The organism is Pantoea sp. S18 (assembly GCF_045689705.1).
GTDB lineage: Bacteria > Pseudomonadota > Gammaproteobacteria > Enterobacterales > Enterobacteriaceae > Pantoea > Pantoea symbiotica.
The window spans coordinates 590,233-615,227 of the sequence record NZ_CP142689.1; the positions used below are offsets into that span (position 1 = coordinate 590,233).

General features: G+C 51.6%; 26 protein-coding genes and 3 pseudogenes. 13 read left to right on the forward strand and 16 right to left on the reverse strand.

The window, feature by feature from the left end:
• Nucleotides 1-50: 50 nt before the first annotated feature.
• The gene (locus VIJ98_RS22565) at nt 51-839 is read right to left on the reverse strand and encodes a sulfite exporter TauE/SafE family protein (RefSeq protein WP_323271557.1); all 789 of its coding nucleotides are present in this window, start codon (nt 837-839) and stop codon (nt 51-53) included.
• A 117-nt stretch (nt 840-956) separates the two neighbouring features.
• On the opposite strand from VIJ98_RS22565, the gene VIJ98_RS22570 reads away from it, so the two are divergent.
• Complete coding sequence (locus VIJ98_RS22570; RefSeq protein WP_323271559.1) at nt 957-1,721, forward strand: helix-turn-helix transcriptional regulator; 765 nt, start codon at nt 957-959, stop codon at nt 1,719-1,721.
• Nucleotides 1,722-1,842: 121 nt separating this feature from the next.
• On the opposite strand, the gene VIJ98_RS22575 is transcribed toward VIJ98_RS22570, so the two are convergent.
• A complete protein-coding gene (locus tag VIJ98_RS22575) occupies nt 1,843-2,721 on the reverse strand; it encodes a LysR family transcriptional regulator (protein WP_323271560.1) in 879 nt (292 codons plus the stop codon).
• Nucleotides 2,722-2,842: 121 nt separating this feature from the next.
• On the opposite strand from VIJ98_RS22575, the gene VIJ98_RS22580 reads away from it, so the two are divergent.
• Nucleotides 2,843-3,694, forward strand: a complete 852-nt coding sequence (locus tag VIJ98_RS22580; RefSeq protein WP_323271561.1) for a Vmh family MBL fold metallo-hydrolase — start codon at nt 2,843-2,845, stop codon at nt 3,692-3,694.
• A 178-nt stretch (nt 3,695-3,872) separates the two neighbouring features.
• Nucleotides 3,873-4,760: an aromatic amino acid DMT transporter YddG gene (gene yddG / locus VIJ98_RS22585; protein WP_323271562.1), complete on the forward strand. Its 888-nt coding sequence runs from the start codon at nt 3,873-3,875 to the stop codon at nt 4,758-4,760.
• A gap of 158 nt (nt 4,761-4,918) precedes the next feature.
• Here the strand turns inward: yddG and VIJ98_RS22590 are convergent, their stop codons facing one another.
• Nucleotides 4,919-6,121 (reverse strand): FAD-dependent oxidoreductase, encoded by a 1,203-nt coding sequence (locus VIJ98_RS22590; RefSeq protein ID WP_323271563.1) that lies wholly within the window; start codon nt 6,119-6,121, stop codon nt 4,919-4,921.
• A gap of 54 nt (nt 6,122-6,175) precedes the next feature.
• On the reverse strand, nt 6,176-7,111 hold the full coding sequence (locus tag VIJ98_RS22595; RefSeq protein ID WP_323271564.1) for an AraC family transcriptional regulator: 936 nt from the start codon (nt 7,109-7,111) through the stop codon (nt 6,176-6,178).
• A gap of 111 nt (nt 7,112-7,222) precedes the next feature.
• Between VIJ98_RS22595 and VIJ98_RS22600 the strand changes: the two genes are divergently transcribed.
• The 4 genes from VIJ98_RS22600 (at nt 7,223) to VIJ98_RS22615 (ending at nt 9,827) form a co-directional block, all read left to right on the forward strand.
• Nucleotides 7,223-8,056: an oxidoreductase gene (locus VIJ98_RS22600; RefSeq protein WP_323271565.1), complete on the forward strand. Its 834-nt coding sequence runs from the start codon at nt 7,223-7,225 to the stop codon at nt 8,054-8,056.
• 287 nt (nt 8,057-8,343) lie between these two features.
• Nucleotides 8,344-8,595 (forward strand): regulatory protein YcgZ, encoded by a 252-nt coding sequence (ycgZ, locus tag VIJ98_RS22605; protein ID WP_154157001.1) that lies wholly within the window; start codon nt 8,344-8,346, stop codon nt 8,593-8,595.
• A gap of 116 nt (nt 8,596-8,711) precedes the next feature.
• Nucleotides 8,712-9,002 carry a hypothetical protein gene (locus tag VIJ98_RS22610; RefSeq protein WP_008102070.1) on the forward strand — a complete coding sequence of 97 codons (291 nt, stop codon included), beginning with the start codon at nt 8,712-8,714 and terminating at the stop codon, nt 9,000-9,002.
• A 288-nt stretch (nt 9,003-9,290) separates the two neighbouring features.
• Nucleotides 9,291-9,827 carry a cysteine hydrolase family protein gene (locus tag VIJ98_RS22615; RefSeq protein WP_323271566.1) on the forward strand — a complete coding sequence of 179 codons (537 nt, stop codon included), beginning with the start codon at nt 9,291-9,293 and terminating at the stop codon, nt 9,825-9,827.
• 44 nt (nt 9,828-9,871) lie between these two features.
• On the opposite strand, the gene VIJ98_RS22620 is transcribed toward VIJ98_RS22615, so the two are convergent.
• The 3 genes from VIJ98_RS22620 to VIJ98_RS22630 form a co-directional block, all read right to left on the reverse strand.
• Nucleotides 9,872-10,222, reverse strand: a complete 351-nt coding sequence (locus VIJ98_RS22620) for a DUF3147 family protein (RefSeq protein ID WP_008102074.1) — start codon at nt 10,220-10,222, stop codon at nt 9,872-9,874.
• 30 nt (nt 10,223-10,252) lie between these two features.
• Complete coding sequence (locus tag VIJ98_RS22625; RefSeq protein ID WP_323271567.1) at nt 10,253-11,116, reverse strand: substrate-binding domain-containing protein; 864 nt, start codon at nt 11,114-11,116, stop codon at nt 10,253-10,255.
• Nucleotides 11,117-11,321: 205 nt separating this feature from the next.
• A complete protein-coding gene (locus VIJ98_RS22630; RefSeq protein ID WP_008102079.1) occupies nt 11,322-11,675 on the reverse strand; it encodes a DUF1428 domain-containing protein in 354 nt (117 codons plus the stop codon).
• A gap of 178 nt (nt 11,676-11,853) precedes the next feature.
• Here VIJ98_RS22630 and VIJ98_RS22635 point away from each other — a divergent pair, with 178 nt between their 5' ends.
• Nucleotides 11,854-12,540, forward strand: coding sequence for a hypothetical protein (locus VIJ98_RS22635; protein WP_323271805.1), 687 nt, complete (start codon nt 11,854-11,856; stop codon nt 12,538-12,540).
• A gap of 40 nt (nt 12,541-12,580) precedes the next feature.
• Here the strand turns inward: VIJ98_RS22635 and VIJ98_RS22640 are convergent, their stop codons facing one another.
• The 5 genes from VIJ98_RS22640 to VIJ98_RS22660 form a co-directional block, all read right to left on the reverse strand.
• Nucleotides 12,581-14,014 (reverse strand): 6-phospho-beta-glucosidase, encoded by a 1,434-nt coding sequence (locus VIJ98_RS22640; protein WP_407330315.1) that lies wholly within the window; start codon nt 14,012-14,014, stop codon nt 12,581-12,583.
• A gap of 16 nt (nt 14,015-14,030) precedes the next feature.
• Nucleotides 14,031-15,539, reverse strand: coding sequence for a PTS transporter subunit EIIC (locus VIJ98_RS22645; RefSeq protein ID WP_154156996.1), 1,509 nt, complete (start codon nt 15,537-15,539; stop codon nt 14,031-14,033).
• 117 nt (nt 15,540-15,656) lie between these two features.
• Nucleotides 15,657-16,415: a MurR/RpiR family transcriptional regulator gene (locus VIJ98_RS22650; RefSeq protein WP_323271569.1), complete on the reverse strand. Its 759-nt coding sequence runs from the start codon at nt 16,413-16,415 to the stop codon at nt 15,657-15,659.
• A gap of 158 nt (nt 16,416-16,573) precedes the next feature.
• Nucleotides 16,574-17,056: a glutathione peroxidase gene (locus tag VIJ98_RS22655; RefSeq protein ID WP_323271570.1), complete on the reverse strand. Its 483-nt coding sequence runs from the start codon at nt 17,054-17,056 to the stop codon at nt 16,574-16,576.
• A 63-nt stretch (nt 17,057-17,119) separates the two neighbouring features.
• Nucleotides 17,120-18,133, reverse strand: a complete 1,014-nt coding sequence (locus VIJ98_RS22660) for a LacI family DNA-binding transcriptional regulator (RefSeq protein ID WP_323271571.1) — start codon at nt 18,131-18,133, stop codon at nt 17,120-17,122.
• A 114-nt stretch (nt 18,134-18,247) separates the two neighbouring features.
• Here VIJ98_RS22660 and VIJ98_RS22665 point away from each other — a divergent pair, with 114 nt between their 5' ends.
• On the forward strand, nt 18,248-19,078 hold the full coding sequence (locus VIJ98_RS22665; protein WP_154156993.1) for an SDR family oxidoreductase: 831 nt from the start codon (nt 18,248-18,250) through the stop codon (nt 19,076-19,078).
• Nucleotides 19,079-19,087: 9 nt separating this feature from the next.
• Entirely contained in the window at nt 19,088-20,230 is a 1,143-nt protein-coding gene (locus VIJ98_RS22670; RefSeq protein ID WP_154156992.1) for a phytanoyl-CoA dioxygenase family protein, read from the forward strand.
• Between the two features lie 159 nt (nt 20,231-20,389).
• On the opposite strand, the gene VIJ98_RS22675 is transcribed toward VIJ98_RS22670, so the two are convergent.
• Nucleotides 20,390-20,881 carry a DMT family transporter gene (locus tag VIJ98_RS22675; RefSeq protein ID WP_323271573.1) on the reverse strand — a complete coding sequence of 164 codons (492 nt, stop codon included), beginning with the start codon at nt 20,879-20,881 and terminating at the stop codon, nt 20,390-20,392.
• A gap of 9 nt (nt 20,882-20,890) precedes the next feature.
• On the reverse strand, nt 20,891-21,325 hold the full coding sequence (locus VIJ98_RS22680) for a DMT family transporter (RefSeq protein ID WP_154156990.1): 435 nt from the start codon (nt 21,323-21,325) through the stop codon (nt 20,891-20,893).
• Nucleotides 21,326-21,424: 99 nt separating this feature from the next.
• Between VIJ98_RS22680 and VIJ98_RS22685 the strand changes: the two genes are divergently transcribed.
• Nucleotides 21,425-22,360: a LysR substrate-binding domain-containing protein gene (locus VIJ98_RS22685; RefSeq protein ID WP_323271574.1), complete on the forward strand. Its 936-nt coding sequence runs from the start codon at nt 21,425-21,427 to the stop codon at nt 22,358-22,360.
• Nucleotides 22,361-22,446: 86 nt separating this feature from the next.
• Here the strand turns inward: VIJ98_RS22685 and VIJ98_RS22690 are convergent.
• A pseudogene (locus VIJ98_RS22690) lies at nt 22,447-22,644 on the reverse strand (MFS transporter); the annotation flags it as partial.
• Between VIJ98_RS22690 and VIJ98_RS22695 the strand changes: the two are divergent.
• Nucleotides 22,642-23,166 (forward strand): annotated as a pseudogene (locus VIJ98_RS22695) (LysR substrate-binding domain-containing protein); the annotation flags it as partial. The pseudogenes VIJ98_RS22690 and VIJ98_RS22695 sit on opposite strands and share 3 nt — an antisense overlap.
• Before the next feature lie 90 nt (nt 23,167-23,256).
• Here the strand turns inward: VIJ98_RS22695 and VIJ98_RS22700 are convergent.
• Nucleotides 23,257-23,358: pseudogene (locus tag VIJ98_RS22700) on the reverse strand (ATP-binding protein); the annotation flags it as partial.
• Nucleotides 23,359-23,658: 300 nt separating this feature from the next.
• Between VIJ98_RS22700 and VIJ98_RS22705 the strand changes: the two are divergent.
• Nucleotides 23,659-24,834: a glycosyltransferase gene (locus VIJ98_RS22705; protein WP_154156987.1), complete on the forward strand. Its 1,176-nt coding sequence runs from the start codon at nt 23,659-23,661 to the stop codon at nt 24,832-24,834.
• Nucleotides 24,835-24,995 lie beyond the last annotated feature (161 nt).

A 24,995-nucleotide genomic window follows, 5' to 3' on the forward strand; every position in this document is an offset into this window, starting at 1 on the left:
GAGGGCACTGTACGTGGCGAAGCTTAAAATTGGCTTAACGATTAACCGGTTTACACGGCGATAGCCACTAACACTATGCATAGCAGCAGAACATAGGTACGCGCATGCCAGACATCGGGCACCGCCGGAATACAGCGGCGGGCAAACACCATCCCGATAAAACCGGCGACCACCAGCAGCAGTAAAATTTTCAGGCTGATAAAGCCGAGATAACCGCTGGCAGGAATCTGCTGCCAGCCGCTGATGGCGTAAGTTATCGCGCCAAAAATGGCGACCGGCAGCGACAGCGGATTAGCCGCGCTGACGCAATCGCGCATGGCATAACCATGACGACGCAGCAGCGGCACGGTCATTACGCTGCCGCCAACGCCGAGCATGGCGGCGATCACACCAATCACTGTGCCGCCTGCGCTGCTGGTCAGCCGCGACAACATTCGCGGTGCAGTGCGGCTAAAGAAGCCTTTCCGCAGCAGGCAATCAGCGATAGTCACCACCATGTAAAGCATAAACAGCCTGCGCACCCAAATGTCGCTCATCACGCCCGCCAGCCAGGATCCGATCACCGCACCGAGCGCGATAAACCAGATTAGCGGCAACAAAGGGACATCATGCAATTTGCCCGCCCGCCAGTTTTTATAGCTGGCCCAACCGGCGTTGAAAATCATCACGGCGGTCGAGGTTGCCACCGCGATATGCATCGCCTGCGCCGCCAGTAGCGGCTGCTGCAACAGCAATTGATAGACAAACGGCACCACCACAAAACCGCCGCCAAAGCCAAACAGCACCGTGGTGATGCCGGTGGCAAAACCCGCCAACCCAATAATTAACAGCTCGTTCATCGCCTTTCTCTGCATCATGAAAAGAGTGATGCAGCTTACGCAGCAAGCTGCCCGCTTCCCATTTGCGCAGCGCTCATTTACCCTTGCAAATCAGTCAATTTGCGGTGGATGTCGGGGATGCGAAATAGTCACATTGATGAATACGACCAAATTGATCGTGACGTGGTGGCGCTGGGCAATGACTACGCGCAGGGATTTGTGCTGCCAGAGCATCGCCATCGCCGCGCGCAGCTGCTGTATGGCGCGACGGGTTTAATGCACGTCGCAACGCAGGCGGGCGAATGGGTGGTGCCGCCGCAGCATGCGGTGTGGATTCCGCCGAACACTGTGCACAGCGTGAAGTTTGTCGGCGTCTCGACGCGCAGCCTGTATATCGAGCCGATTTGCGCGGCAGCATTGCGCGATCGCTGTAGCGTCATCAGCGTCTCGCCGCTACTGCGACAGCTGTTGATTGAAGCCGTTGAGTTACCGCTGTTATATGCATCCGATCGCGATCGATCGCTGGTGCAGTTGCTGCTATTGGAGCTTGCGGCGATGCCTGCACGGGAATTCGATATTCCGCTGCCGCAGCATCCGGCGCTGTTGGCGCAATGCCAGGAATTCTTACTGGCGCCAACCATTCATGATGCCGCCGATCGCTGGGCCAGCGCACTGTTTATGAGCCCCAGCACCTTCCGGCGCCATTTCCTGCAGCAAACCGGTTTGTCCTTCTCTGCCTGGCGACAGCGCGCCTGCGTGGTGACGGCGCTGGCGTGGCTGGTGGCGGGCAAATCGGTAAACGAGGTGGCGCTCTCGCTCGGCTATGACAGCAGCTCCGCTTTCTCCACGATGTTTCGTCGCGTCACCGGTCAGGTGCCATCATTTTATATCGGCCACAATTGAGCAAGTTTTCGCCACCACTTTGGCGATTTCAGGCTGAAAACCGGCTTTTCTTAGCCAGAATTATTTGCCTAACACACTGATTATTTGGTCATTCCTTCAAGCCCAAATGCATGTCGAACTTTCAGGCGCTTAACTGCTGCTGCACCGCATCTAAAAACGCCCGCAGCGCCGCTGGCTGCCGTTCACGCGACATGTAAAGACCATAGATCGCCAGCGTTTTTGGCTGATAAGCCGGCAGTACGGTTTGCAATTGTCCGTTGTCGATGGCGTTGCGCGCTTCCATCTCCGGCACCATCGCCACTCCACAACCGGCAATTGCCGCATCACACAACACCGACGAGATGCCGGCGCTGAAATTGCCCTGCACCGCTGCAGAGATCGTTTCGCCCTGCGCATCTGAAAATTGCCAGCTCTGCCCAGCGAAACGGCTGTAATGCAGGCAGTTATGCTGCGCGAGATCGGCTGGCGTGTGCGGCGAACCATGCGCCTGCAGATAGCCCGGTGACGCGCACACCACCGAAACACACTCGCCTAAACGTCGGGCAATGGCGCCAGGTTCGGGATCGTCAGTGATGCGCACTGCCACATCAATGCGCTCACCGATCAAACTCACCGGCTGATTGTTGATCTCCAGCTCGATGCGCATCGCCGGGAAACGCGCCAGGAATGCCGGGATCATCGGCCCCAAAATATGCGTGGCGGTGGAGTGCGCACAGGCGACGCGCAACGTGCCGTGCGGCTCGCTATCCGCGCCCTGATCGGCAATCTCTTCAGCCAATCTGGCTAGCGCGCGCGATTTTTCGAGGATCTTCTCCCCAGCGGGCGTGATGGTTAGCTTGCGTGATGACCGGTGCAGTAAACGCGCGCCAGCCCACTTCTCCATTTCATCCAGATAGCGGCTGACCATCGGCCGCGAAATATCCAGTGCACGCGCTGCAGCACTTAAGCTGCCCAGTTCGCAAATGCGGTTAAACACTGTTGCCGCCGTGACTCTGTCCATGTTGGCTCCATCTGATCGTTTTATGAAACTGATCATATCCAGTTTCGGGAATTCTACCAGCCAGCGATTTCCCTACAATAGAGCCACAAATACGGCGAAGTGCCGGATAAAGGAAAATTCGATGAAAATGAAAACGCTGACACTGGCATTGGCCATTGCCGCCCTGCCTGCCTTCGCTGCGCCGCTCCATTTAGAGGTGTATAACCCGCAGGAGAACGGCATTTTCCCGGTCTCTTCGACGCTGGTTTCCGGACCGCATGAAGCAATATTGTTTGATGCGCAGTTCAGCACTAAAGACGGTGAAAAACTGGTGCAGATGATTAAAGCCAGCGGCAAAAAGCTGGCGCAGATTGTCATCACCTCCGGCGATCCTGACTTCTATTTTGGTCTGGAACCGATTGTAAAAGCGTTCCCGCAGGTGAAGATTGTGGCGACGTCGGACGTGGTGAAACACATCGAAGCGACCAAAGCCGCCAAACTGGCGTATTGGGGCCCGCAGATGAAGGACGGCGCACCAAAGCAGTTGTATGTTCCGCAGGTTACGCATGCCACCAGCTTTAAAGTCGATGGTGAAACGCTGGAACTGCGTCACGCCAATGATTACGCCGCCTACGTATGGATCCCGGCCAACAAAGCGATTCTCGGTGGCACCGGCGTGGCTTCCGGCATTCACGTCTGGACCGCCGATACACAAACGCCAGCTATTCGTCAGCAGTGGTGTAATGTGCTGAGCGAGATGCAAAAACTGCAACCTAAACAAGTAATTCCGGGCCATTATCTTGGCGAGCGCCCGGCGGGTGATGCGGCGATTACCTTTACCTTGAACTACCTGCAAACCTTTGAGAAAGCGTTACAGCAGCATAAAGGTTCGGCCCAGGTGATCGAGACCATGAAAGCCGCTTATCCGAATCTGCCGGAGGAGAGTTCTCTGGACCTGAGCGCCAAAGTGAATACCGGCGAGATGAAGTGGTAATGGATGTTTCGGTGAGTGAGGTCGCCATAAATGGCGACCCTACGAAAAACTGCTCAAATCCCATGTAGGGTCGCCATTCATGGCGACCTCTCGAAAGACCGCAGATAATCCAGCAAATACAAAGCGCGTTTGATTTGATAGGATTTTGGCCCGAATTTGCGAAATAAGGTTGCGGGTTATGCCCCAAAAGAGAGCGACGCTGATTGGTTTGCTGGCCATTCTGCTGTGGAGCGCGATTGTAGGACTGATTAAAACTGTCAGCGAAGGATTCGGACCGGTTGGCGGTGCGGCACTGATATACAGCGCCAGCGCGGTTTTGCTGATTTTCACCGTAGGCTTGCCAAAACTGCGCTCTTTTCCGCGTCGCTATTTGATTATCGGCAGCGTACTGTTCGTCAGTTATGAACTCTGCCTGTCGCTTTCACTAGGCTTTACCCACAGCGGACGCCAGGCGATTGAAGTCGGCATGGTCAATTATCTGTGGCCAAGTTTGACCATCGTTTTAGCGGTGATAGTGAATCGGCAAAAAACTCATCCGCTGATTATTCCGGGCGTTTTGCTGGCGGTTGCGGGCATTTGTCGCGTTTTGGGCGGCAATCAGGGTTTTTCATTCAGCGAGATCGCCCATAACGTGATGGATAATCCGTTGAGTTACGGACTAGCATTAAGCGGCGCGGTGATCTGGGCGGTATATTGTGTGGTAACCAAAAAAATTGCTAACGGCAGCAATGGCATAACGCTGTTCTTTATCCTAACCGCGCTGACGCTTTGGCTTAAGTTCTTGCTCTCGCCACAGCCGCCGTTTGTATTATCCGTTGGGGTTTGCGTCAGTTTGGCGCTGGCGGCGATGGCAATGGGCTTTGGCTATGCTGCATGGAATGTCGGTATTTTGCATGGCAACGTCACCATTTTGGCCGCCGCGTCTTACTTCATTCCGATCATCTCCTCGCTTCTCGCCGCCTTTATTTTGCGCTCGCATCTGACCGTCGCCTTCTGGCAAGGCACCGCTATGGTTAGCCTGGGATCGCTGATGTGCTGGTGGTCAACGCGCGTGCGGAAAGCGTAATGCTAATCCTTAGCACAAAATTTACTCATTGATCATTTCCTGCACAGATAGCGATCTGTTGCTACTATAGCGACGCAACACACAGCAATGCGTTGCTACGAGAATTTCAGATTGGTAACGTTTACCTGGCCCGCGCTTAGCGGGCTTTTTTTTGCCGATTATAAATAACGCGGCTTTTCAGTGCGGAATCCCAGGCCAATTAAGCGGCCAAACAGATGGCGCAGGAACGGAAAGCGGCTGATCATCTGTGGCACTTTGCTCGGTGTAGAACGTTTGCGTTTGTTGCTGCTCATCTTGATTTGCAGGAACTGGGTAGCGACCGTTGGAAACTGGCGGCGCTGCTGCACTTTTTGCAGATCGTGCAAAGCAACCTTGCCCTGCTGCAGCGGTTTGGTCAGCATATTGGCTGCTGCTACCGCATCCTGAATCGCCAGGTTAACCCCAACGCCGCCAATCGGCGACATCGCATGCGCAGCATCGCCGATACAGAGCACGCCGGGTTTCATCCAGTGATCGAGGCGATCGATGCGAATCGACAATAGCTTGAGTTTGTCCCACTCATCGACTTCCGCCATGCGCTCTGCGCTGAACGGTGCCACCTGCGCCATGGTGCTTTTCAGTGCATCCAACCCCGCCAGTTTTAACTCGTCGAACTGGTTTTTCTGAATGGTGTAGCCGCACTGCCAATAATCACCACGATCGATGACGATGAAGTTCTGCTTCGGCCCTTTATGGCCCATGCCCAGCTGCGGATCATCGGGATGTTTCTCCAGCCGGAACCACAACACATCGCGTGGCGCACCGAAGCTTTTTCCTGTGAGTCCGGCTTTGGCTTTGACCTGCGAATTGCGACCATCTGCACCTATCACTAACGAAGTGCGAATGATGTGACGCTCGTTACCCTGTAACGTTTGCACGCCGCTGATTGCGCCATCCTCATAAACGAAGTCGTCAAATGCAGTGGATTGCAGCAGAGTAAACCCCGGAAATTCAGCGGCTTTTTTGGCGAGAAAGTTGAGGAAATCCCACTGCGGCATAAAGGCGATAAAGCGGCACTGAACCGGTAAACGCGAGAAATCGGCCATGGTGATCTCTTCGCCAGCCACTTCCGCTTGCAGCTTCTCCGCGCGTTGGTGTGGCAAGGTTAGCAGCTCATCCAGCAAGCCAAGCTGGCGCATGATCTCCAGCGTTGAGGGATGAATGGTGTCGCCGCGAAAATCGCGCAGAAAGTCAGGATGTTTCTCGATTACCACGGCACGCAAGCCCGCGCGCGCCAGTAAATAGCCCAGCATCAATCCCGCCGGACCGCCGCCAACGATACAACAATCCGCGCTTAACGCATTTTCCTGTGCTGACTGCATCCTGTGCCTCACGCCAAAAATGATAATGGTTATCATTTATAGCATAGACTGGCGTTAATGTGAGGAAACGAACAGCGAAGCCTGGTGCGCTGGCGGCACGGCAAAGTTACGCTGCATGCGTTTTATCTCTTCTGCTGGCGGCAAACCAAACAGACGTTTGAACTCGCGATTAAACTGCGAAGCGCTTTCATAGCCCACCGCATGGCTGGCCGCCGCCGCCGTCATCTCCTGACGCACCATCAGCATGCGCGCCTGATGCAATCGTACCGACTTCACATACTGCATCGGCGGCTGATTGGTGATGCTTTTGAAATGGGTGTGGAAAGTGGGCACACTCATGCCCGCCAACGCCGCCAGTTGTCCGAGCGTTAGCGGCTGCGCATAGTGTGCGTGAATGTGGCTCAGCGCTTTGCCCACTTTGCCAAATTGACCCTGCAAGGTGAGCGCTGCTCGCAGCGCGCTGCCTTGCGCACCGGTCAGCACGCGATAATAGAGTTCACGCACCAACGCGGGGCCGAGCATCTTCGCATCCAGCGGATGATTTAGCGTGGTGAGAAAGCGCAATACCGTCTCGCGCAGCGTCTGATCCATCGGACTCGACATCATGCTCTGCGCCGCCTGGCTCTCAAACGCTACATCCTGCTGCTCCAGCTGCAACAGCAATTCAGTCGCCACATTGAAGTCGAGATGCAGGTAAATCGCCAGCAGCGGATGTTCCGCTGACGCCGCCGTTTCCATGGTAAAAGGCACCGGCACCGAAACCGCCAGATAATGTTGCTCATCGTACAGATAGATCTGTTCGCCAAAGAAACCGCGCTTCGATCCCTGACACACAATCACGATGCCCGGATCGTACAGCACCGGCGTGCGCGCCAGCGGCCGATCGGAACGCAGGATGCGCACGTCCGGCAGCGCGGTCAGGTTGTAACCTTCCTGCGGCGCTAGCGTTTTAAGCAGCTCTACCGTTTGCTGCTGGAGCGTTTCTTTCATCGAGCAACATCACCTTCATAAGATTAGGCAAGGAATATACAAGATAAGGTCTTATTACCGTTTAATCGTCAGATTATTATGCATCCTCTACTTTTTGAGGAGAAACCGCAAATGTCCAGGACTAAAACATTATTCATTACCGGCGTCAGCAGCGGATTTGGTCGCGCATTGGCACAAGTTGCATTAAGTCGTGGCTATCGCGTGGTCGGTACCGTGCGCAATGCTGCCGCAAAGGCTGAGTTTGAAAGTTTGCATGCGGAAAATGCTTTCGCCTATGAGTTGGATGTCACCCATTTCGCCGCCATTGACGCGGTGATTGCCAATGTTGAATCCCACGTTGGCCCAATAGATGTGTTGGTGAATAACGCCGGTTACGGTCATGAAGGCGTGATGGAAGAGTCATCGCTGGATGAGATGCGCCGCCAGTTTGACGTCAACGTGTATGGCGCAGTGGCGATGATTAAAGCCTTGCTGCCCTTTATGCGCCAGCGCCGTCACGGCCACATCATCAACATCACCTCAATGGGCGGGTTCATCACCATGCCCGGGATCAGCTATTACTGCGGCAGCAAGTTTGCGCTGGAAGGGATTTCGGAAACCCTGAGCAAAGAGCTGGCACCTTTCAACATTCACGTGACCGCCGTTGCTCCGGGATCGTTTCGCACCGATTGGGCCGGTCGTTCGATGGTGCGTAGCGCACGCAGCATCGCCGACTACGATGCGCAGTTTGACCCGATTCGGCAGGCGCGAGAGGAGAAAAGCGGCAAGCAGTTGGGCGATCCGCTCAAAGCCGCCAGCGCAATCCTGGAGGTGATCGAAAGCAGCAATCCCCCGGCGCATCTGTTGTTAGGAAGCGATGCTTTGGGGCTGGTACGGCAGAAGATTGAATCATTTAGCGCAGAGATTGATCGCTGGGAAACGCTGACGCGATCGACGGATGGCTGATGAACTATAAACGGTAATATGCAGGTGCGCATGAATGCGCACCCTACAAAAAACGCTCCAAGCCTTTGTAGGGTCGCCATTCATGGCGACCGAAAGACGATAAAGTGACGAGTGTTGCGCGGAATACACTCAGCATTGCCCTATCCATTCCTTAAGTTATTGTTAACAATAAATTAGCACTTTTGGCCAAATCACTGCGAAACTGATTCGCCATATTCCTGTACATATTAATTAAACTTGTATAAGTTTGTTGGCTAAAGTTATACGTCAACCTTAAGGATGGAACCATGCGTCAGGATCGTAACTTTTCCACCGCGTCAGAAACTATTGCGCGCTACTTCAAAGAAGCCTCTTTGCCTTCGCAGCAGGAAACGCTGGGGCAGATTGTGGTTGAAATCTTGCGTTCCGGACGGACGCTAAGCCGTAAAACACTGTGTACCAAGTTGCTGTGCCGCATGGAACAAGCGCGCGGTACTGAAGCAGAAATTCACTATCAGCAATTAATTGGACTGATGTTTTCCGTAGAACGAGAATCCTAACCAGGCGTAGCTGGCCTGAGAATTAACCAAGTGGTTTCCGCCTCATTCGCACACTGGTAAGACTGAATCCACTTTGTTATTTGCCGCAGGTCTGACGCGGTAACCAGAGAGAATCTATGTACAGAAGTGATGAAGAACGGCTCACCGACATCATCATGGGCGATGCAATTTTACAGTTGCTGAAAAAATCCGGCCCGCTTTCACCGCGCGCGCTGCTGGATAAATTGCGTGGGATGGCCTCGATTGAGCGCGATCCTCCGCGCCAGCAAGCACTAAGCCGCGCGATGTCGGAAGTGATGAATCATATTGAAACACCGCAGTCGAGCGGAGTGGCGATCAAGAATACTGACAACGTGACGCATATTTTCCGCAATCGTGACGGTTCAGGTAATGGAACCAAGCATTAAACACCAGGCGAACGCATGTTAATCCGCGCTCGCCTTTTTGTTTCACAGCTGTTAACACTTCACGCTTGTTTTCTCGCGGCACTCTGTTAGATTCAAAACTCACACCACTTTCTGGCGAGCTTTTATGTCTATCTTCAACGCATTAACCACAGAGACCACAACCACCACCGCATATGGCGGCGGCGTGTGTGCATCTGTAGCGAAGAGATAAGCTCCAGCATCCTCAGCCCCGTCAATCACTGGACGGGGAATGGTCTCCGTTCATAGCATGCAGAAAGGAGACACACCATGCAGCCATCGCAACACAAAGCCTTGTTAGTCATTGATATGCAGAATGGGTTATTTCACGCTTCGCCAGCGCCCTTTGCTGCGGAACCTGTTTTAGCGAATATCAATCAGCTAATCGCGTTAGCCCGTCAAGCGCATGCGCCCATTTTCTTCGCGCGCCACATCGGACCGGATGGATCGCCCTTCGCCGCAAGCAGCCCGCTGACTCAGTTGATTCCTGAACTGCAGATGAATGCATCGCGCGATCGGGTATTTGTGAAGCGCTTTCCCAACTGTTTTCGCGACACTGAATTACTGGCAGCGCTGAAAAGTGCCGATATTCAAGAGTTAGTGATTGTTGGAATGAAGAGCGAATACTGCGTGGATACCACTTGTCGTGCTGCCGCAGATTTAGGTTTTCGCGTGGTACTGATTGAGGATGGACATACTTCGGTGGATAACGGCGTGCTGAGCGCTGAGCAGATTATTGCGCACCATAATCAAACCCTTGCTGGGCCCTTTGTTCAGCTAGTTTCAAGCGCCGCATATGCTTTCTGAGTGACTGGAAATGAGGGCAAACGCCCTCTTTTCACTTAGCTAAATTACATCAGCTCAATGCCAAAGCGCTTGAGCAGCGTGGCCCACAGCAGAAATAACAAGATGGTGAGCACGCAGCTCGCAATCAGCGTCGGCCAGAATCCGAGGCGTTGATAGAGAAACGGAAAGGCGACAAACATCGGTAAAGTCGGCACCACATACCAGAAGGTGTACCACGCGTGGCTGGCAATTTTGGCCTGGCTTTGTCCTTCAAGTTTCATCCAGATCAGCACCAGCACGGTTACCAAAGGGAGCGCGGCAATCAGTCCACCGAGGCGATCGCTACGCTTAGCCACTTCAGAGATCAGCACCACCATGCCGGCAGTGATGGCATATTTGGCGATAAGCCACAGCATTAACATCTCCTTCCGTTCCTGTTTCGGCTATCAATGCCGAATCGCACATCCGCACTGCGACATTTCGCCCGGCACATGCTTGCCGTGATGCGAATGGCGCACCTGTAACTCGCCCTGCTGCCAGGCGTTACTGGTATCAGCGCGGTTCTCCAATAAACGATTCAACGCTTCGGCCACCAGCAAATCACGACGCTGCGCCCAGCTGGTCAGATGCCAGGTCGACGCGCGCGCTTCATCGACATCATCAAAACCCACCACCGCAATATGAGCGCCTTGCGCGAAGTCACGCACCGCTTGTAACGCGCCAAACGCCAACACATCGCTTTCGCAGAACAGCGCATTGATGCGCTCGGCAGCACGAGTTTTCTTCAAATACGCCATCATCGCCTGATAAGCCAGTTCGCGATCGTTGCCACCGGCACAGAGTTCGATTTTCAGTTCTTTCTGTTCTGCTTGCAGGCTGGCGACAAAACCGTCCAGTTGACGCGCAGGTGCGCTGTTTTCCTGGCTGTGCATAAAGCCGAAACGTTGATGACCTTGCGACAGCAGCAATAATCCCATCTCTGCGCCTGCGTCAAAACCATCGGCAATCACGACGTTGGCATCCGCGCTGGCGCTGTGGCTGAGATGGACGGATGTCGCCTGCGGCAGAATATCGGCTGCCACACTCAGCTCATCACTAAACAGCGAGGTAAGAAACACTAAACCGCTGACAGGAAGTTGCGCGGCGTTACGAAGCGCGCTTTGATAACTTTCACGGGAATTGGCATTGAGCAGCAGCGTAATCAAGCCGCGTTCATTCAACTGACGCGTAACTTCATTGAGTAGCTTTACGGTATTGGGATTGGTGAACTCATCGCTGACAATGCCGACGATGTTGGAATTAACGGCCATGGACTGACTCTCCTGCAACTTAGCGTGCGGTAATTATTTGTAGGTAACAAAGTTAAGCATTCCACGTTACCCGAATAATCCACGAGCGCCAATCGCTTAGAGGTCAGTTCAGATTTTGAAGATCATAAATGATATCGGAAGGTGATACAGCACCAAGTCGTAGGGTCGCCATTCATGGCGACCATCATAACGCATTAGCTCTCAGCTACTCATCCAGCAAGATCGCGAATCCGCCATAGATCATGCGTTTGCCATCGAACGGCATATTCTCGCCCATCTCTTTCATGCGCGGATCGGACATCATTTTGGCATTGGCGGCGTCACGCGCTTCTCGCGAGGGATATTCGATCCAGCTGAATACCACCGTTTCGCCCTCTTCGGCTTTTACTGCGCGATAGAAATCGGTCTGCGTGCCTTCAGGCACATCGTCTGCCCAGCACTCGACAATACGGGTGGCGCCAAACTCTTTAAACAGCGGCGCGGCTTTGGCCGCCATGGCACGATAATCCTCCTTATTGGCTTCCGGCACCGCTACGACAAAACCATCAACATACGACATAGCTCGTTACTCCGTCGTGATTTGCGCGGTCAGTAATAACCGCCCATTAATTGTACAAATAATGTGCAATACAAGCCGAAACATAGTTGGAAAATTGCGCGCTTACTCGCAGATTCTGCGCGTGCCAGACGATTTACGTTACACTGACGCCTTTGATCGTTACGTTACCGAGAAATCTATGCGCATCACCGTTGAACCGGCCGATCAGCCGTTTATTCACCGCTTATTAGGTGAAGAGATTGAGAGTATTGACACCGCATCCACCAATGCCACGTTATTACAGCAGGCGCTGCACAGCGCACGTCAGCAGAAGGATCACGAAGCCGATCTCGACTGGCGGCGCAACGCGCTGTTTCTGCTGCTGTTTGTGTTTTTATATGCCGCGCTGGGTGCGTCATTAACATTGGATCTCACGCCGCAAGCATCCAGCCATAAAAGCCTCGCTTATGCGCTGGAAGCGGTGCCGGTACTGATCGCCTTCTCGGGTTTATTTGTCTCGCTGCTCTACGTATTTCTCACCCGCAGTGGCGCACGTCGTTTGCGTAATTGGGAACAGGGAATTTTTGTGCTAGAGAAATACAGCGGCGCGAATTTCAGTCGGCAAATTAATGAAATGGGTTCACGCACCACCGATTATTCGCAGTCGGCAATTAACGTTGCGCTGGCGCTGTTTATTTGTGTGACTTGGGTGGTGATGTATAACTATTTCACCTTCACCACCAGCGGCGTGATTGGCAGCGTGATTTCGTTATTCATCACCACCATGACCTACGTGATTCTGGATATTCAGCTGCTGAAATCTAATTCATCCATCGCCATTGATGAACCGCTGATTCCGGCTGAAGACGAGAAAGAGAAGCCTTAAAAATTTTGTAGGTGCGACATCCTTGTCGCACCTAATTTTGTTAGAGTTCTTCGCCGTTGCTGGCGATGACCCGGCGATACCAGTCAAAACTCTTTTTCTTCGAGCGGGAAAAATCTCCGCTACCATCATCATTTTTATTTACGTAGATAAAGCCATAACGCTTGCTGTATTGGCCGGTGGTAAAGGATACACAGTCAATACATCCCCAAGGGGTATATCCCATAAGATCGACGCCATCTTCAGTCACGGCTTTCTTCATCTGTTCAATATGCGCGCGCAGATAATCGATGCGGTAGTCATCATTGACCTCGCCCTTTTCATCCAATTTGTCGATGGCACCAAAACCGTTTTCAACCACGAAAAGCGGCTTTTCATAACGCTCATAGAGAATATTCAGCACATAACGCAGGCCGACCGGATCGATCTGCCAGCCCCAATCGGAGGCTTTAACGTGTGGATTCGGCACGCTTCCTTCGAACCCTGAAAGCGCCGTCCCGCTGCCGGCATTTTCTTTACTGACCGCATTACTCATGTAATAGCTCAGCCCGATATAATCGGCACATCCTTCTCGCAGGATCTGCGCATCACCGGGCTCCATCGCAATGTGGTATCCCTTGCGCTGCCATTCATTGAGGATATAAGTCGGATAATGACCGCGCATGTGAACATCACTAAAAAGGAATCGTTCCCTCATCGCTTCCTGGGCATACATCACGTCATCTGGGTGACAGGAAAACGGATACAGCGGCACCATGGCGATCATGCAGCCAATTTTCAGCTCAGGATTAATGTCGTGTCCTAACTTCACCACTTGAGCACTGGCAACAAATTGATGATGCAGAACCTGATACATGCACTCTTCAGGATTAGGCTCGTGGGTGAAAATAACGCCGGAACAGCAATAACCGAAAAGTGGGGTTTTCCAGTTGCGCTGATTATTAATTTCATTGAAGGTCATCCAGTATTTTACTTTGTGCTGGAAGCGTTCAATCACCACCGTGCTGAAGCGGACAAAGAAGTCCAAAACTTTTCTACTTTTCCAGCCGCCATATTCGGTGACCAGGAAATTGGGCATTTCAAAATGGGACAGCGTAATAACCGGTTCAATCCCGTATTTCAACAGCTCATCAAATAGCGCATCGTAAAAACGCAGCCCCTCTTGGTTCGGCTCGACTTCATCGCCGCGCGGAAAAATACGCGACCAGGCTATCGATGTACGGAAGCAGCGGAAGCCCATTTCGGCCAGCAGCGCGATGTCTTCAGGATAACGATGGTAAAAGTCAGATGCTTCGTGATTGGCATAAAAGCAGTCATCCTGAATGTCCGAGGTAATAACGCGATCAACGCCGTGCGCCCCGCTGGTCAGCACATCGACAATGCTCGGGCCTTTTCCGCCTTTATCCCACGCACCTTCGACCTGGTGAGCCGCAACCGCGCCGCCCCACATGAAATTTTCTGGGAATTGATTATTCATAATAAGTATCTCTTGATCAGATGGTGCCAGGCTGCGGCACAGGGCGAACGTCAGGCTGGCTGTCTTCTTTGAATCCCGCTACCCAAGAGAAGACCATGCCCAAAACGAATGCAACGAAAATGGATATCAGGAAGCCGAGGAACTGTGTCATGTGCCCTTCTTTAAAGAACACCGGCAGGACGGCAATGCCTGGAATGCAGTAACTCCAGGAAACCGCGTTGAATGCACCGGCAATCATGCCGCCAGCAGCCCCCGCGAGGCAGCCACAGATCATTGGCCGTTTGAGGCGTAATGCCACGCCGTAAATGGCGGGTTCAGTGATGCCGAACAACGCCGTCACACCTGCAGAGAGCGCCATACGCTTGAGCTCAGCATCTTTCGCCTTCAGGTAGACGCCAAGCACCGCGCCCGCCATGCCAAATACGGCAGAGGCTTGTAAGCCGGTAAAGGTGTCGTAGCCCAAGGTTGCATAGTTGCCGACGGTTACGGGCGTAATGCCCCAATGCACGCCTAACGTAACCAGCGGCATCCACAAGGCACCGACCACAAATCCGGCAACAGAAGGACTGAGGTGATAGAGCGTGTTGTAGACGCCACCGATGGCGCCACCAATCATGTTACCGACCGGGCCAAATGCCAGCAGCGTGAGTGGAACCATAATGGCGAGGCAGAACATTGGCGTGAACAGGTTGCGTATCACCATCGGTAGCAGGCGCTCAAAGAAGCGCTGAACATACGACATGCCCCAGACCATCAAAATAATCGGAATCACCGACGAGGTGTAACTCAGATACTGAACCGGCAAGCCCATAAAGGTCAGCGGCGCGGCATCTAGCGGAATGCCGGCAATCTCCACCAACACCTTTGAAATAGCCGGGTTTTCAACTGCGCTCTGCATCAAAGCATGCACAGCCGGATCGGCTGAGTTGGCGGTGAGTATTTTGTTGGCCGTCAGCATATTCAGGTAATCCGGCGACACCAACGCACAGGCGGCGATTACCGCTGTAAACGGATTTACGTTGAATTTTTTTGCGGCGGTAAAAGCCACCATGACGGGCAGGAAGGTAAAGCCGGTCCACGAAACAAAATTAAGAATGCGATAGGTGCCGCTTGCCGGATCCATCCAACCGATGGCGGTCAGCAGCGAAATGATGCCCTGCAGCACACCGCAGGCTGCCAGCGGATAGAGGAAAGGCGCAAATATGCTGGAGATGATATCCATAACGCGGCTTACGATACCGACATTAGGCGGTGTTACCGCAACACTTTCGTCGATATTGAGTAGATTCTGCACTTCGCGGTAAGCATCACCAACGTGGTTACCAATAACCACCTGCATCTGGCCGCTGGCCTGCATCGCGGTAATCACCCCTTTAACCCGCTTGAGTGATTCAACATCGACCAGAGCATAATCTTTAAGCACAAACCTCAGACGTGTAGCGCAATGCGTGACACTTATCACGTTATTATCGCTACCTATCAGCTTTACAATCTCTTTTGCAGAATCCGCATAATTTATTGCCATGGTTTTCTTCCATTGCCAGAGGGAATTCAGTCCGTCAGAGGCGAACTAATCGCGGCAATGTTAGAAAATCGCTTCGGCAATGTCACGAAGTCACAATATGTTATAACCGGTCGATAATTACAAAAATGTCACACCGCGTGACATCTCACTGACATTATTCACCACCAGCTTCCGGCCTATCGATTCAAGAATAAAAATAACCGGAACCTGAGTGGTAATGTCATATTCGTCATCAATCAAAATACGGGATACATGATAGGGAACAATAAAGTCAGCGAGTTTTGCCAGGGTTGAATCCGGGTTACAGGTTATCGCAATCACTTTGCAATGGTGAATGACAAATTGTCTGGCAAGTTTCACTATCTCGGGTGTTTCGCCAGAGACAGAAAGCACGATGGCCACTGAACTCTGCACCATATCCGAGCTCACAGGATAATAGGGATCGTCAATGTGATTACTGAACTTGCCCATGTTAGAGAAGAAACGGGCACCATACCTGCCGAGCGTGCCAGAGCTGCCTGCGCCGGCAAAGAACACCCGTTCTGCACAACGAATGTATTCTGCCGCCTGACTAATCATCTCATCAAACTCATCGTTTCTGATGCTTTTAAAAAAGGTCAATATTTCCTCAGCGCCATGAGGAATAAGTAATGTGCTATTTCTGTTCAGGTGCAACTTCATACTGGCTTTGAGTTCGGAGTAACCCTTGAAACCCATTTTTTTACAGAATCTCAGAACAGTTGCGGTAGACACACCTGAATTATCGGCAAGCTCTCTTATCGTCATATAAATGACCGCGTTAATATTTTTGATAATATAATTGTGCACGCTGCTTTCGAGGGCATTTAAAGTAGATAGCTTTCTGGCGTCAAACATATATTTAAACATCCAATCAGGCGATTTATGACGTTTATCATGTCACAAACCGTGACATGCAGGTGATGTTTAAGGTGAAAACAGGCTAAGTGCTTAAAAAGAAATGTTGTTAATTGTGATAGCTCGCACATTTCGGACGGCGAGAGACGGAATCACTATTAACTTTCTAGTGCAACAAGGATTGCGGCTTCCATTTTCTCCGGAGTGGTGATCGGCGCAAAACGCTTGAGCGGTTTGCCATCACGTCCGATGAGAAACTTAGTAAAGTTCCATTTGATCCGCCCGCCCAGCACGCCGGGCAATTCTTCTTTTAGATAGCGAAATAGCGGATGCGTTGCGGCGCCGTTAACCTCCACTTTCTCAAACATCGGGAAGCTCACGCCGTAGTTAATTTGGCAGGTCTGCGCGATATCATCGGCGCTGCCAGGTTCCTGCTTACCGAACTGATTGCAGGGGAAACCCAGTATCACCAGCCCCTGAGCGGCGTACTTTCTGTAGAGCGCTTCAAGGCCGGCGTATTGTGGCGTGAATCCACAATGGCTTGCGGTGTTAACCACCAGAACCAGCTTGCCGGCGAAATCGGCCATAGCGATGGGCTGGCCACGCAGGCTGATGGCATTGAGTTGATGAAAGGTGGTCATGTCAGAATCCTCAGAGCAATAGCGGTTTGGCGTCGATATTGCCACTTAGCAATCGCTAGTGCCTCAAATATTGAACGGCGTGACGACTATAACGCGTGATGATGCCGTTTCATATTCGGCTTCGGGCAAAAAACCGTGAAAACGCAGGATTGCTTTAAACGCCGATCGCGCATCTTCATGAAGATCATGGTCAATCACCGCATCCATCTCTTCAGCAGCCAGTAGCCGGCGATTTTCTTCATCCAGATCATGGCCAATGAAAACGTTTACCTCGCGGTGCATCGCTGAAAAAGCCTGCAAAATGGCACTATTTCCGCCCCCCACGCTGTAAATAGATTGGATTGAGGGATCCTGTTCCAGCGCTGTGCACATCTGCGTAAAAGTGAGTGAATCGATACCGTAACCTTCACTGACAGCTTTAATCTGCAAATACGGCGCTCGCTGACTTAACGCCTGAATGAAGCCCTCCATTCGCTGCTCTTCTCCACGAAAACCCGTGCTGCTAATCACAACGGCGACCGTTTGCACGGCAGCAGGCAGCCACCGCGACATCAGCCAGGCCGCCGTTCGACCGGCACCTTCATTATCCATGCCGACATAGCTGATGCGCTCGCTGGACGGTAAATCAGTAACGAGCGTTACCACCGGAACATTGAGCGCCGCCAGCTCCGCAATCGTACTCTGCAGCAAAGGGTGATCGCTTGCTTTGAGCAGCACGCCATAACTGTCATTGCCACAGCGGCGCAGCTCACGCTGCAGCTCTTCAGGCGAGATTTCTTCAAAAATGTGGCAACGCAACGTCAGTCGGAAAGGTGCGAAGCTGTTGATTTGACTAAGCAGCGCCGCCAGCACTAACGAACTGAATCGTTCTGGTGCATGCATGACCAGATCGATCGGTAGCGTGCGACCGCTTGCCAGGCTGGCGCGCTGCTGTAATTCCAGGTCGCGGATCGCCTGAGCAATGCGTCGGGCAGTGCGTGGACTGACACTGCCGCGCTGATGCAATGCTCTGTCTACCGTGGCTTTGCTGACGCCAGACTGCGCCGCGATTTGTTTAATGGAGAATGACCTTGCCATAATTTGAGGTCTTTTTGAGGTTGTGTGGCCGTATTGTTAATCGAATGTAATTGCTAAGGTCATTGTGAGCAAGCAGACAGACCTTACCTCACCCAAAATAACAAAGGACAACGAATGAGCCTGAGTGAAAGCAGCAGATTTAAAAACAAAGTGTTCGTCGTGACCGGCGGAACACAGGGATTAGGCGCAGCCGTTGCCAGTCTTCTGGCAATTCGCGGAGCCCGTGGCATTGTGATTTGCGGTCGTAACGTTAAAGCCGGACACGAACAGGTGGATATCCTCAGCCAAACCGGTTGTGAAGTGATATTTGTTGAAGCGGATATCAGCTCGCCAGAAGCCTGCGAAAACGTGGTGGCGACCGCAGAAAACGCGTTTGGAACCCTGCACGGGCTGGTGAACTGCGCAGGCATGTCCGATCGCGGCACCATCCTCAACACTTCCCCGGAATTATTTGATGCGATTATGGCCGTCAACGTTCGCGCGCCTTTTTTCCTGATGCAGGCGGCGATCAAACTGATGATTGCCAAAGGCATTGAAGGCAGCATCGTCAATATCATCACCATGACTTCCCACGGCGGCCAGAGCTTCTTAACGGCATACGCCGCATCCAAAGGTGCGCTGGTCACGCTGACCAAAAATGTGGCCTTCAGCGCCATGCGCAATCGCATCCGGGTAAACGGTCTGAATATTGGCTGGATGGATACGCCGCACGAGCACGACATCCAGCGGCAATATCATGACGCTGATGAAAACTGGCTTCGCAACGCTGAGCAGGCGCAGCCTTTTGGTCGCCTGCTGAAACCAGCCGAAGTCGCGCGTGGCGTCGCATTTCTCCTTTCTGAGGAGTCAGGAATGATGACGGGTGCGGTGATCGATTTCGATCAAAGTGTGGTTGGTTGCGGTGATAACGGTGGCTTCCAGCCATCACATGCTCTGACTCTGTGAGGCAAAAAAATGAAGAATATCTACATTAACGACAGCCACATTTCTCTCGATGATTTCGCCACGATTTGCGCGCAAACCCTGCGTAAAGACGATTTCCCGCTGGCACGTTCGGCTGATAAAAATGTGCTGATCTATCATCGTGACGACCTGCTGGCGGCTGCAACAGCAGACCGTCAAACTATGCTGGCTGAACTGCATCGTGCCTTGTCCAGCGGCCCCGGCGTCCTGGTAGTTCAGGGGTTATATGGCGATGTATCAGCCGTTGATCGCAGCAGTAAAGTCTTTGAGGATATCCTCGCCAGTGAAGCGGCAAACGGCGGCGGTGGCGATCACTTTGCCAAAGCGGGCAGCAACGGGCGTATCTGGAATGCGCTGCAAAAAGTGGCGGAGCGGGATGCTGATGCCTTCATCGATTACTATAGCAATCCGTTGCTGGCGCTGATTTGTGAAGCCTGGGTTGGGCCTGGATATGAAATTACGGCGCAGGTCAATCAGGTGCGTCCGGGCGGCAAAGCGCAGCAGCCGCATCGGGATTACCATCTCGGTTTCCAGGTAAATGACGTGGTTGCTCGCTTCCCGCTGCCGTTGCAGATCCTGTCGCAATACCTGACGCTACAGGGCGCAGTGGCTCACAGTGATATGCCGATTGAATCAGGTCCGACGCAACTTTTGCCCTGGTCGCAGCAGTATGCTGAGGGATATCTGGCGTGGCGCGATCCGCGCTTTATTGAATTCTTCCAGCAGCATGCCATTCAGCTGCCGCTGAAAAAAGGTGATGGGCTGTTCTTCAATCCGGCTCTGTTCCATGCCGCCGGCAATAATGTCACGCAGGATCACGTGCGTACGGCCAATTTACTGCAGGTCTCATCCGCTTTTGGCAAAACCATGGAGAAAGTGAATCACGTTAACGTGATGGAAGCGATTTATCCAACCCTGCTGAGTAAAGATCTGAGCGATGAACAGTTACAGGCAATTGTGGCGGCGAGCGGTGAAGGCTACTCCTTCCCGACCAATCTGGATACCGATCCACCACTGGGAGGCCTGGTCCCCAAAACACAACAGCAGTTGTTACTGGAAGCATTACAGCAACGTTGTTCAGCGGAAGAGTTCAGCCGGCAATTAGACAATCACGAGAGTAAGAGAAAAGCGTAGGCGTGTTTTGCAACGGGTATGGCGTAATGCCCTGACGTTGGGTGTTACGCCATATCGATGAGTATATATCTGGTCTGATGAACCGGATTAGCAATAGATCCTGAGCCGCTAATCCGGTAATAAGCGTTGTGCAATAGTGCCTGACTCGCTGCTGTTTTCTCAGTCGCCTACGGTGGCTTTATTCATCGACTTATCCACCGGAGCTGTTTTGGCTTTACTGCTCGAGTAGATAAAGAACAGCGCAATCCCCAAGCACATTACTGCTCCCAGTCGTGTTGAGGAAAAGTGAATTGCTTCATTTCCTAACCAACCGAAGTTATCGATCAGCATGCTCATTGCCAACTGCCCAAAGATAACCGCAACGGTTGCTACAGCTGAGCCGATCCGCTGGACTGCAATAACCATAATAACGATATAAGGCACACCACAGAGCGCGCCTAGTAACTGCCATTTTGGTACATCAAGCAGCGTAAGGGCATGCTTTGGTTCAAAGAAAAAGATTAACAGAGCGGTTACCAATGCCCCGGTAGAAAACGTCAGGAATGCACTTCGGAACACGCCAACATTGCAGCCCAACTTTCCACCGATTGCGGCCTGCATACTCAGAAATGCTCCACCAACCACTGCAAGAATGATCATCAAAATATTCATAATTTCACCTCAGCCTTTTGCCACAAGAGCCAGCGCAGCAACAATAAAAATAAGTGCAATGATTCGTTTCTGGTCAATTTTGCGGTGAGCGGTACCAAAAAGTCCGTAGTGGTCAATCACCAGACTTTTAAACACTTGCCCGGCTAAAATGCCGATCATGGTCATCGCAATACCAATACTGGGAACAGCAATGGTGAGAATCACCACATATACCGGTCCAAGAATGCCGCCTACTAACGTCCACGTAGGTTGCGAGAAAAAAGAGGGGCTATTACGCGGACTGAAGAAAAGCATCAGCATGAATGTGAGCGCTGCACCGACACCAAAAATACTGAATGTGGCCCACAAATCTCCAACTTCACTCCCCAGTGGTCCTAATAATCCGGCTTCAACGGATAATCCCATCCCGCCTGCAACGACGAGTAATATGAATAAAAGCTGCATAAAACAGTCTCCAACTTGGTTTAGGAGGCTGATGATAGTGACGCTCAAAGTAATGAAAAACAGTATAATTCGTGAAACACCTTTGCAGGAATCGAGATAATGTATGATGCCAGTTCAATAAACTTTCGTAGTCTATTGTTTTTTATTGGTGTTTTTGACTCGCAAAGCTTTTCAGTGGTTGCCAGGAGAGAAGGAGTATCAGCGTCGATGGTGTCGCGAGTGATTCTGCAGCTGGAAGATACTCTCGGACAGCAGCTGTTCTATCGTAATACCCGCGCTGTCATTCCAACAGAAGCTGGACGATTGTTCGTAGAATATGCCCGAATAATGTGTGAGCAGCTCAGCGAGGCAAGAAAAGAACTGCAGGACAGATCGCTTGAGCCTTCAGGGTTAATAAGAATTAATGCGCCAGTTTTTTTTGGACAGCGGCACATTGCGCCCTGGCTGACAGGCCTATGCGAGCGCTACCCTAAGCTGTTGATCGAGTTGGCTCAGACAGATGACTACATCGATCCCCACCGCGATGCTTCCGACATTATTTTTCGCATTGGGACACTTACCGACTCATCATTTCACGCTCGCGTATTCTGCACCCAGCGCTACCATCTTGTTGCGTCTCCTAAATACGTTCAAAAGTGGGGAAAGCCCGTTATCCCTTCAGATTTAGCGCAGCATAAATGTCTGGTTTATGCGGGCTCATCCGGCCCTAACCGATGGTTATTCAGAGAACAGAATGACAGCTGGGTTCACTACCCGGTATCTGCATTGCTGATTTCTAACAATGCAGAGACGCTTCTTACCGCCGCGTTAGATGGAATGGGGATGGTGCTCTTCCCGGACTGGCTGATTGGAGACAGCATTCATAAAGGGGAGCTAGTCAGAATTATGCCCAATCTTGAAGCTGCCATAAAAACAGAGCCGCAACATATTGCCGCTATTTATCCGAATGCCCGTCATCCACCGCTGAATGTCAGAGCGGTTATTGATTACTTTCTGGAGGTTTATGGCTCCAGGCCTTACTGGCTTTTCGACTGACAAATGTCTTTTATGAACGAAAATCGTATATTCGGCTTTACTCCGAATGCTATGGCAAACAGCACGCCTGAAAGAATTTAATTGCGCTAGCGCGTGTTGCAATCTTGACGGAATATCTCAAACGTCATTGCCACCGCACCAAGCAGTAATAAACCACTCAAGCCGAAAGCACTTTGCCATCCTAGGCTGTCGAATATCAGACCTCCTGCTGTTGAACCCAGCGCAATGGAGAGCTGGATGACAGCAACCATCAGGCCACCACCGGCCTCTGCATCTTCGGGTACCCGGATATCAGGCTGGAAATCATCAGCGAAAGCCGGTTTTTCGATATTATTGCAGAGAGATTCGATGCGGGTGTACGTCTGGGTCCAGAAGTGGGCAATGGTATGATTGCTGTACGCATTTCGCCCGACATGGAGATGGTCGTTGTTGGTACGCCAGAACATTTTCGCCGCTACGGCTTTCCGCAAGTCCCTACTGATTTAGCCGTTCATCCCTGCATCGCTTACCAGTTTGGTGATGGCAGCCTGTACGCATGGGAACTCAATCTGGATGGAAAAAAAATCACCCATCGGCCGCAAGGCCAATGGGTTTTTGCTGACAGCTATATGGAAGCAAAAGCCGCCACTCTGGGTCTGGGGCTGGCTTACGTCCCGGAAGAGTTGGTATCTGAGGATCTGGAACAAGGGAAACTGATCAGAGTACTGCAACGTTACAGCCAACGTCTGGAAGGTTCATTTCTCTATTATCCACATCGCAATGTGTCGCCCGCTTTGCGCGCGGTGATTGATACGCTGAGAATTTAGGGGATAAGAGCCCTAAGCATCCGCAGGCTCTTTTTTTTGGGTAGATCAAAAGGATCGGGACAATATTTAATTAGAGGCTTTCCCAGCTTTCAGGCTTATTGCACTCTTCTCATAATAATTTTCTATTACCTGATAAAACAGATTGAATTCTTGCTTAACGCAAGGCAGATATCCTGTTTCATCGATTATCAGCCACATAACTTTTTAATTAGCATTGGTACTCTCTCTCCCGAAGTATTCTGGAAAGCCATTAAACATCTGCAAATACACGTCTTTTGCCTGCATGTTCGTGCATAATTAAGCGTGTCGGGAAGCAGCAGTGTCGGGCGGATTTTTCTTTGGTATCAACAACCTGTGCAACCATGACGCATTCAGGCTTTTTCTTAAACACCATAACTACATATAGAACCCAAATACCTATTTACCATTTTTAATTGCAAAAATATTTCAATTAATCCTGTTAATTTTTTTCACTCGCCAGCAGGGGGAAGCATGAAGATTATCGTGGGTGGTAATGGCTACCCGGAAAAGAGAAACATCATTACAGACCCTTCACATCGCTATATTGATTACCGTCCAAGAAACATCTGGACCTGGATTAACGTCATAAGGCAGCGCTTATTACATAAAAATAAGCTCTTTATTTTCCGTCCATTGCCCCTGATCTCTTCCGTTGATGCGGACATTATCCACCTTTTTAATGAAGTCTCTGCGGGGTCAGGTGACTGGGTGGCGACCTTTGAAACCGAACTGCCCCGTGTTCTGCCCGTTGGCGGAGTACAAAAATTTGCCAACCCCGAACTGGCGCGGGAACTCAGGTACGTCTGCTCTCCGCGCTGTAAGGGCATCATCGCTATCTCAGAAGCCACACGGCAGATCCAGCTGCGGCTGCTGGATCATTTTCCCACAGAGCAGGCCATTATCGGGCCCAAACTGCACGTACTCCATCCTCCGCAACCGATCCTGCATAAAAAAAGCGTGATGGTTCAGGAAGGACCGGTGACTTTCACCTTCGTGGGTAATGAGTTCTATCGCAAGGGAGGTGCAGAAGTTGTGCTGGCCTTTACCCAGCTATTGAGGGAAAACCTGATAAGTGTGAACGACGTGCGCGTTAATCTGGTTGGTGATCTTGGTAGAACGCATAACGTGGCTCACCAGGCATTCCAGGACGACGACGTTTTTAGAAAATGCGTGGAAGATAAGCTGCGTGATTGCCCGATATTCCGTCACCATACGTCGTTGACCAACGACGCGGTGCTGGCGTTAATTAAGACTTCTGATGTCGGGCTGCTTCCAACCTGGCAGGAGACGTACGGCTTTTCCGTTCTGGAGATGCAGGCATGCGGCTGCCCGGTTATAACAACGAATGTCCGGGCACTGCCAGAAATCAATCCAGAAAATGCCGGCTGGTTGATCCGCTGCCCCCTGAATCCGATGTTAGAGCTAACGGTAGCCTCATTGAGGGACAAAACCGTTCTGAGAAGTGCCATCGTATCTCAGCTGAAAACATACATATTGCAAATCATCAGCGACAGAATAATCGTATCAGATCGCGCTAAAAATTCACTCGCGCGAATTTGCCTGGAGCACGATCCCGTGTTGTTCAGGAAGCGACTCAATGCGATATATATGGGTTTTGAGACTGACAAAAATAAAACGTTTATTTAAACGGATACAGTCCAAATTACTTATGGCAGGTAGATTACTCCCTGTTATTCAACTCAGAATACTGCCAGTTACCCACATTTTTGACACGAAACTATAACCGGCACATTAAAAACCTTTTTATCCATCCCTTAATAATTTTACCTTTTATGACATACTCTTAT

Excerpts from the sequence above, each read along its gene's own strand:
- VIJ98_RS22565 (WP_323271557.1), bottom strand. The coding sequence starts at position 839 with ATGAACGAGCTGTTAATTATTGGGTTGGCGGGTTTTGCCACCGGCATC.
- VIJ98_RS22570 (WP_323271559.1), top strand. The coding sequence starts at position 957 with ATGCGAAATAGTCACATTGATGAATACGACCAAATTGATCGTGACGTG.
- VIJ98_RS22575 (WP_323271560.1), bottom strand. The coding sequence starts at position 2,721 with ATGGACAGAGTCACGGCGGCAACAGTGTTTAACCGCATTTGCGAACTG.
- VIJ98_RS22580 (WP_323271561.1), top strand. The coding sequence starts at position 2,843 with ATGAAAATGAAAACGCTGACACTGGCATTGGCCATTGCCGCCCTGCCT.
- yddG (WP_323271562.1), top strand. The coding sequence starts at position 3,873 with ATGCCCCAAAAGAGAGCGACGCTGATTGGTTTGCTGGCCATTCTGCTG.
- VIJ98_RS22590 (WP_323271563.1), bottom strand. The coding sequence starts at position 6,121 with ATGCAGTCAGCACAGGAAAATGCGTTAAGCGCGGATTGTTGTATCGTT.
- VIJ98_RS22595 (WP_323271564.1), bottom strand. The coding sequence starts at position 7,111 with ATGAAAGAAACGCTCCAGCAGCAAACGGTAGAGCTGCTTAAAACGCTA.
- VIJ98_RS22600 (WP_323271565.1), top strand. The coding sequence starts at position 7,223 with ATGTCCAGGACTAAAACATTATTCATTACCGGCGTCAGCAGCGGATTT.
- ycgZ (WP_154157001.1), top strand. The coding sequence starts at position 8,344 with ATGCGTCAGGATCGTAACTTTTCCACCGCGTCAGAAACTATTGCGCGC.
- VIJ98_RS22610 (WP_008102070.1), top strand. The coding sequence starts at position 8,712 with ATGTACAGAAGTGATGAAGAACGGCTCACCGACATCATCATGGGCGAT.
- VIJ98_RS22615 (WP_323271566.1), top strand. The coding sequence starts at position 9,291 with ATGCAGCCATCGCAACACAAAGCCTTGTTAGTCATTGATATGCAGAAT.
- VIJ98_RS22620 (WP_008102074.1), bottom strand. The coding sequence starts at position 10,222 with ATGCTGTGGCTTATCGCCAAATATGCCATCACTGCCGGCATGGTGGTG.
- VIJ98_RS22625 (WP_323271567.1), bottom strand. The coding sequence starts at position 11,116 with ATGGCCGTTAATTCCAACATCGTCGGCATTGTCAGCGATGAGTTCACC.
- VIJ98_RS22630 (WP_008102079.1), bottom strand. The coding sequence starts at position 11,675 with ATGTCGTATGTTGATGGTTTTGTCGTAGCGGTGCCGGAAGCCAATAAG.
- VIJ98_RS22635 (WP_323271805.1), top strand. The coding sequence starts at position 11,854 with ATGCGCATCACCGTTGAACCGGCCGATCAGCCGTTTATTCACCGCTTA.
- VIJ98_RS22640 (WP_407330315.1), bottom strand. The coding sequence starts at position 14,014 with ATGAATAATCAATTCCCAGAAAATTTCATGTGGGGCGGCGCGGTTGCG.
- VIJ98_RS22645 (WP_154156996.1), bottom strand. The coding sequence starts at position 15,539 with ATGGCAATAAATTATGCGGATTCTGCAAAAGAGATTGTAAAGCTGATA.
- VIJ98_RS22650 (WP_323271569.1), bottom strand. The coding sequence starts at position 16,415 with ATGTTTGACGCCAGAAAGCTATCTACTTTAAATGCCCTCGAAAGCAGC.
- VIJ98_RS22655 (WP_323271570.1), bottom strand. The coding sequence starts at position 17,056 with ATGACCACCTTTCATCAACTCAATGCCATCAGCCTGCGTGGCCAGCCC.
- VIJ98_RS22660 (WP_323271571.1), bottom strand. The coding sequence starts at position 18,133 with ATGGCAAGGTCATTCTCCATTAAACAAATCGCGGCGCAGTCTGGCGTC.
- VIJ98_RS22665 (WP_154156993.1), top strand. The coding sequence starts at position 18,248 with ATGAGCCTGAGTGAAAGCAGCAGATTTAAAAACAAAGTGTTCGTCGTG.
- VIJ98_RS22670 (WP_154156992.1), top strand. The coding sequence starts at position 19,088 with ATGAAGAATATCTACATTAACGACAGCCACATTTCTCTCGATGATTTC.
- VIJ98_RS22675 (WP_323271573.1), bottom strand. The coding sequence starts at position 20,881 with ATGAATATTTTGATGATCATTCTTGCAGTGGTTGGTGGAGCATTTCTG.
- VIJ98_RS22680 (WP_154156990.1), bottom strand. The coding sequence starts at position 21,325 with ATGCAGCTTTTATTCATATTACTCGTCGTTGCAGGCGGGATGGGATTA.
- VIJ98_RS22685 (WP_323271574.1), top strand. The coding sequence starts at position 21,425 with ATGTATGATGCCAGTTCAATAAACTTTCGTAGTCTATTGTTTTTTATT.
- VIJ98_RS22705 (WP_154156987.1), top strand. The coding sequence starts at position 23,659 with ATGAAGATTATCGTGGGTGGTAATGGCTACCCGGAAAAGAGAAACATC.